Annotated in this window: 3 protein-coding genes and 1 pseudogene; all 4 read right to left on the bottom strand. The window is 34.6% G+C overall.

Annotated features, from left to right (window positions below; all coding sequences use genetic code 11):
* A pseudogene (locus tag VFS71_RS13290) lies at window positions 1–661 on the bottom strand (protein translocase subunit SecDF); the annotation flags it as partial.
* 225 nt (window positions 662–886) lie between these two features.
* Window positions 887–1822: a malate dehydrogenase gene (locus tag VFS71_RS13285; RefSeq protein ID WP_077376243.1), complete on the bottom strand. Its 936-nt coding sequence runs from the start codon at window positions 1820–1822 to the stop codon at window positions 887–889.
* 61 nt (window positions 1823–1883) lie between these two features.
* Window positions 1884–3827, bottom strand: coding sequence for a DNA topoisomerase (ATP-hydrolyzing) subunit B (gene gyrB / locus VFS71_RS13280; protein ID WP_326401793.1), 1944 nt, complete (start codon window positions 3825–3827; stop codon window positions 1884–1886).
* 585 nt (window positions 3828–4412) lie between these two features.
* On the bottom strand, window positions 4413–7636 hold a 3224-nt coding region (gene gatB/aspS, locus VFS71_RS13275; protein ID WP_326401792.1), incomplete at its 5' end, for a bifunctional amidotransferase subunit GatB/aspartate--tRNA ligase AspS.

Below are 7636 nucleotides of genomic sequence, written 5' to 3'. Positions count from 1 at the left end.
TAGCACCTGGAAGCTCTACAAGAATTCTTCCTGACTCTCCTAATTTTTGAATATTAGGCTGTGTTACACCAAATTTGTCGATACGCTCTCTCAATACTTTATAAGCACTTTCAACAGACTCACCAACTTTTCTTTTAATTACTTTTTGAGCTTGTGCATCTGTCATTTGGAAATCAATTCCACCTTCACCTTGTAAACTTCTGTTTGCAAAGATATCTGGCGAAGCCAATTTTGTGTTTCCGTTTGAGTTAGCTTCAAAAGCTTCAAAAAACTTATTTAAATAGCTTTTGTTTCCTTCTAAATTTGCACTTGCATCAGCTAATGATTTATTAAATACCGGATTTTTAGAATTGTTAGCTAATCCTTTTAAAACGTCTTTAACAGAAATTTGAAGAATTACGTTAATTCCCCCTTCTAAGTCAAGACCTTTATTGATTTGTTTATCTTTTACTTCATTGAATGTAAAATCAGTAAAACCTAAGCTAAACACTTTTTCTTTACCAATTGAATCCAAATATTTTACTTCTTTCTCTGGGTTTCCGCCAGCAAAAGATTTTGCATCACTTTTAACTTTGCTTGAAACAAAAGTGAAAGAAAGTTGGTAAATACTTACCAATGCAAATAGAATTGCGAAAAATTTAATAAGTCCTTTATTCTGCATTATTACTAAAAATTAATTATTTTTTATTTATTATTTTTGTTTTAAACCCTATAAAATAAGCCATTACGTCATTTTTGAAAAACAAAAAAGAACTGCACGATTTACGTCATTTTTTTTAAACCGAGCAAATATATAATTAACGGAAAGATTAACCAATTTATTTATTAATTAAAATCAAAAAAAAGACTGCAGAAATTGCAGTCTTCTTTTTTTATACGTAAATTATTATGCCAAAACAGTTTTCAAATCAGCATTCATGCTTCTTACGGCCTCTGCACTTTTTGCAAAAGCAGCTTTTTCAGCATCATTTAATTTAATATCAACAATTTGCTCAATTCCGTTTTTACCTATAATACAAGGTACACCGATACAAATATCGCTTTGCCCGTATTCACCATCCAACATTACTGAACAAGCAATCATTTTCTTTTGGTCATTCAAAATACTATCTACCAAATAAGCAACAGAAGCTCCAGGCGCATACCAAGCAGAAGTTCCTAACAAACCAGTAAGTGTAGCTCCACCTACCATAGTAGCAGCAGCAACTTTCTCTAATTCTTCTTGAGATAAAAATTCAGAAACTGGAATACCATTATAAGCAGCCAATCTTGTCAAAGGAATCATTGTAGTATCACCATGTCCACCAATAACCATAGCAGAAATATCATTAGATGGTTTATCCAATGCCTTAGACAAATAATATCTAAAACGAGAACTATCCAAAGCTCCGCCCATTCCGATAATTCTGTTTTTCGGCAATCCAGTTGCTTTCAATGCTAAATAAGTCATTGTATCCATTGGATTAGACACCACCACTACAATACAATTTGGCGAATGTGCCAATACATTCTCTGCAACAGTTTTAACAATACCAGCATTGATTCCTATTAATTCTTCTCTCGTCATTCCTGGTTTTCTAGGAATTCCCGAAGTAATCACAACAACATCGCTATTTGCTGTTTTAGAATAATCATTAGTAACCCCTGAAACATTGGTATTAAAACCTGTATTTGTAGCACATTGCATGATATCCATAGCTTTACCCTCGGCAAAACCTTCTCTAATATCCAATAATACTACTTCACTTGCAATTCCTCTATAAGAAATTGAATCTGCACAGGATGCTCCCACATTCCCTGCTCCTACAATGGTAACTTTCATTTTTATTTGTTTTTTTTATTAATTTCAAACCAAAAAAGAAAAAACACAGTTACTCTAAAGACTACGCATCGATATTTGCGTAAACTGCATTTTTCTCGATAAACTCTCTTCTTGGCGGCACTTCATCACCCATTAACATTGAGAAAACTCGATCTGCTTCTACCAAACTGTCTATTGTAACCTGTCTCAATGTTCTGAAATTTGGATCCATCGTAGTTTCCCACAATTGCTCCGCGTTCATCTCTCCAAGACCTTTATATCTCTGAATTCCTGCACTTCCGCCCATTCTCTCATTCGCTTGATCGCGTTGAACATCTGTCCAGGCATATTCTTTTTTATTTCCTTTTTTAACTAAATATAAAGGAGGAGCTGCAATATATACGTGTCCTTCTTCAATCAGTTCTTTCATAAATCGGAAGAAAAAAGTCAAAATTAAGGTTGAAATATGGCTACCATCGACATCGGCATCACACATGATGATCACTTTATGGTAACGTAATTTCGATATATTCAAAGCTTTACTATCCTCTTCTGTACCAACGGTAACTCCAAGTGCAGTAAATATATTTCGAATCTCTTCATTTTCGAATACTTTGTGGTGCATTGCTTTTTCCACATTCAAAATCTTACCTCTCAAAGGTAAAATCGCCTGAAAAGCACGGTCACGACCTTGTTTTGCCGTTCCCCCTGCCGAATCTCCCTCGACAAGATATACTTCACATTTTGCTGGATCTTGCTCGGAACAATCTGACAATTTCCCTGGCAATCCACCGCCACCCATAACGGTTTTACGTTGCACCATTTCACGCGCTTTTTTGGCAGCATGACGTGCTTGGGCCGCAAGTATCACTTTCTGAACAATTACTCGAGCATCATTTGGATTTTCTTCCAAATAATTCTCAATCATTTCGCTCACTGCTTGACTTACCGGCGAAACAACTTCTCTATTTCCTAACTTCGTTTTTGTTTGACCCTCAAACTGAGGTTCAGCCACTTTTACAGAAATAATTGCAGTTAGACCTTCACGGAAATCATCTCCTGCGATATCAAACTTTAATTTATCCAACATCCCTGAGGCATCTGCATATTTTTTCAATGATCTTGTAAGACCCGTTCTAAAACCTTGAAGATGCGTTCCTCCTTCGTGTGTGTTGATATTATTTACATAAGAAAAAATATTCTCAGAGTAACTTGTATTATAGATCAAAGCTACTTCAACTGGAATTTCTCCTTTTTCGTGATCCATAGAAATTACATGCGCAATAATTGGCTCACGATTTCCATCTAAATATCTAATATATTCTTTTAGTCCTTCAGAAGAATGAAAAATTTCAGAAAGGAAATTTCCGTCTTTATCTTTTTCCCTTTTATCAGTAAAAGTAATAGTGATTCCTTTATTCAAAAATGACAACTCTCGCATACGAGAAGATAAAGTGTCATAAGAATATTCTATTGTTTGGGTAAAAATGGAAGGATCTGGATAAAAAGTAACGATTGTACCTCTTTTGGTAGTTTCGCCAATTTGCTTTACTGGATAAAGAGCTTTTCCTTTTTCGTATTCCTGTTCGTATATTTTTCCGTCACTACTGTGAACGGTTGCTCTTAAATGATTTGACAATGCATTTACAACAGAAACCCCAACACCGTGAAGTCCTCCAGAAACTTTATAAGAATCTTTATCAAATTTACCTCCAGCACCAATTTTGGTCATTACAACCTCTAATGCAGAAACACCTTCTTTTTTATGAATACCAACTGGAATACCACGTCCGTTGTCTTCAACAGAAATTGAACCATCTTCATTGATATCAACTCGTATCGTATCACAATGACCTCCCATTGCCTCATCGATAGAGTTATCTACTACTTCATAAACTAAATGATGTAACCCTCTTACACCTACATCTCCAATGTACATCGATGGACGCATTCTCACGTGCTCCATCCCCTCTAAAGCTTGGATACTGTCTGCTGAATAATTGTCCTTCTTGATTTCTTCGCTCATATAATTTAATCTAAAAAAAATGTGTTTTTCGTCTAACACGCAAATATATAAAAATGTAATCTATATAAGTGTTTTATTCCAATTATAAGAGGCTAAGTTATTAACAAAAGATATCAATTTCAATGATATAAATCAGTTTTAATGGCATAATCAAAAATTTAATTTCAATACCATTGGCAATAGCAATATCAATTTAAAAAAGACAATGTCAATGGCAAAAAGCAATGTCATTAACAATAAAAAAAACAAGGAAATTAGTAATGAGTACACTACAAATTGTATTCAAAAGAATTTAGAGCGAAAGATTAGGCTTTTTTAGCCAACATCGTTCCCGCCATCATTCCTAAACTTGTGAGCCAAACACTGTCTCACAAGGTTTATCCCTTCTGTCGGGGCTAAAAAGCCAAAATTAGGAGTACTTGGAAGTCACTAGTAGTTATCTTTCAGGATAAGTAATCACATTAAAATTAAAAAAACACTATAAAAAACAAATTCCCAAAACAAACATTTAAAATGCCGTTTTGGAAATTTGAAAAATTAAACAATTTCAATTATTTTTTAATTGAAATTGATATTGAATAAAATCTAATTCTTAATAATTCTCACATTCATTTCTTCTACCTTTTTATCAGATAAAAGGGATGGTGCTCCAAATAATAAATCTTCGCTGGTTCCTGTCTTTGGAAAAGCCATTACTTCTCTAATAGATGCTTTTTTCTCTAAAATCATCATCAAACGATCAATTCCCCAAGCAATACCTCCGTGTGGTGGTGCGCCGTACTGGAAAGCTTTATGCATTGTGCCGACGCTTTTTATCATTTCTTCTCTATTGTAACCCATATTTCTATAAGTCGCTTCCAAGATTTCAGATTTATGCGCACGAACAGATCCTCCACCAATTTCGTAACCATTTAAGATTATATCATATTGTTGTGCGATGATAGTTCCAATTTCATTGTCATCGCCTTTCATATGCTTTTCTAAATCGTAAATCGCAGGCATAGAGAACGGATTATGCGTAAATGTCCATCTTCCTTCATCTGTTCTTTCAAACATTGGAAAATCAACCACCCATGCCGGACATAATTCCTTCGGATTAATCAAATGCAACATTCTACCCAATTCTTGACGAACAGCGTCCAATGCTTTGTTTGCCGTGGCATAATCTGCCGCTGAAAAGAAAACAATATCACCCACTTCTGCATTAGTCGCTTTTATGATTCCTGCAGCAATATCTTCACCCAAAAACTTAATAATCGGCGACTGCAATTCATCTTCATTTACAATAATATAAGCCAATCCGCCTAAGCCGTGCTGTTGAGCAATAGCAGTAAGGTTTTCGATCTGACCTTTAGATATACGCTTGTTTCCTTGTTCTTTAGCCGAAACCTTGATACATTTTACAATTCCACCATCTTCAATAGGTTTACTAAATACTTGGAAAGTCGTATCTTTTACAATATCTGTAATGTCCTGCATTTTCAATCCATAACGCAAATCTGGTCTGTCGCAGCCATAGAAGTCCATCGCGTCTTTGTATGTAATAACTTTAAACGGACGTAAAATCCACTTGTTGCCATATATTTTTTTAACTACTTCATTAAACATTTTTGTGTTTAAGTCTATAATCTGCTGCATACTTGCGTAGGCCATTTCCATATCCAATTGCGTAAATTCCGGCTGACGATCCCCGCGAGAATCCTCATCTCTAAAACAACGTGCAATTTGGAAATACTTTTCATAACCACTTACCATCAACATTTGCTTAAACTGTTGTGGAGCCTGTGGCAAAGTATAAAAGAAACCTGCCTGCTTACGTGTAGGAACAATAAATTCACGTGCACCTTCATCGGTTCCTGCACTTAAAATTGGCGTTTCAATTTCTAAAAATTCTTCTTCATCCAAAATGTCACGCAATAATTTAATTACTTTATGACGATTTACGATTGCTCTTCTTACCTCTTCATTTCTGTGATCTAAAAACTTATATTGAAAACGGATTGCTTCGTTCGTTTTAGCCGCTCTTTTAATCTCAAAAGGCAATGTTTTAGATAAATTTAAAATCTCCAATACCGAAGTTTCCAATTCTATTTTACCGGTACGCAAACCTGCATTATAATCATCTTCATTACGCCCTACTACAATACCTTTTACCGAAATTACCGACTCCGGTTTTAATTTTACTAACTCATCAATATTAGGAAATGATTCTCTACTGATTCGTACTTGAAAAATCTCATAACTTGAATCACGCAAATCAATAAACATTAATTCCCCGTGATCACGCACACTAGCTACCCAACCAGACAACATCACTTCTTCTTTGATATTCTCATCTGATAATTGTGAAATTTTATGCGTTCTATAAGTATCTTTTATAATAATAGGAATTTCAGGAAGCGATTCTTCTTGACTTTCTTTATTCTCTGCAACTGTTTCTTTGGAAACTTTTTCAGAGGCTTCTTTATTTTCTAAAACAGCAGCAGCTCCTAATTTATCTAAAATAATTTGACGAATTACTTTACCATTAGCACCTTTTCCGATAACACCTAAAACCTTACCGACTAAAATACCCGCTTTTCCTTGGTCTCCTGCTTTAACATCGTTGGCAACTACCTCATTTTCTGAAAGCACTTTAGCAATAACTTCTTGGATTTTATCCTCAGAAATGGTATTTTCTTCAAAGTACTTATTGTAATCAAAAGTTCTATCTTTTAAATAACCAACAATCGCATTTTGAACTAAAACCGCTGTAATTTTTTCGGCTTTAAATAATTTAAAAATATCTGTTAAATGATCAATACTATGAATTTCAGCGTAGTCTTCAGCCTTTATATTGTTTGCCAAAGTCTTAGCAACAAACGAAGCATCATTGATTTCATGATTGATAGCTACAAATGTTTGCGAACGCAACTTATCAGCTGTAAAAAATTTAGCATCTTGAGGTAAAACACCACCGTTAATCAAAATAGATTCTACAGCATAAGGCAAAGCGCTTGTATCCACTTTAATTGCTTCAATTTCAGCCTTAATATTTACAAAAGGTAAATCCGGCTCAGAAATAAAACGATAATCCGCTTCAAATTCTTTTTTACGCATCACTTTGGTCTGCTTTAAATCAGCATCCCACAATACAGTCGTTTGGTCAGGTCTAAATTCTTTGTGCTCAATAAAATAATTGAACTGTTTTTCAACTTCTTCTTTTAAAGCCTCAATCATAAACTTAAACGAGTTCAAGTTTTTGATTTCAGTTCTTGGATTCAATTCGTAACTATGTTTTTTGCGCAAAGACACAGAAACATCCGATTTAAATTCTCCTTTTTCAAGATTCGCTTCAGAGATTCCTAAGTTTTGAACAATACGTTGAATGTATTGTGCGTAGGTTGAAGCATCTTCAATATTTCTAATACAAGGCTCCGTAACAATTTCAATCAATGGAACACCTGCTTTATTAAAATCGACTAACGAAATCTTCTTTTCGTGCATCAATTTCGCAGCATCCTCCTCAATATGAACCTGAGTTAAATTTACAGTAAATTGAGAACCGTCATTCCGATAACAAGATACATGTCCGTCAGGAATAATTGGATTGTGATATTGCGTTATTTGAATATTTTTCGGGTTATCCGGATATTCATAATGCTTTCTATCCCAAGATATCACTTCATTGCTAAATGACGAATCCACCGCTTTCCCAAAGTAAATCGCTTTTGTAATCGCTTCTTTGTTTAAAGCAGGCAAAACCCCCATTTGTCCCGTACAAACTGAACATATGTTTTGATTAGGTGTTTCTATTTCTTGATTTGGAC

The organism is Flavobacterium sp. (assembly GCF_035760125.1).
Classification (GTDB): domain Bacteria; phylum Bacteroidota; class Bacteroidia; order Flavobacteriales; family Flavobacteriaceae; genus Flavobacterium.
This window is presented reverse-complemented; position numbering and strand designations above follow the sequence as displayed.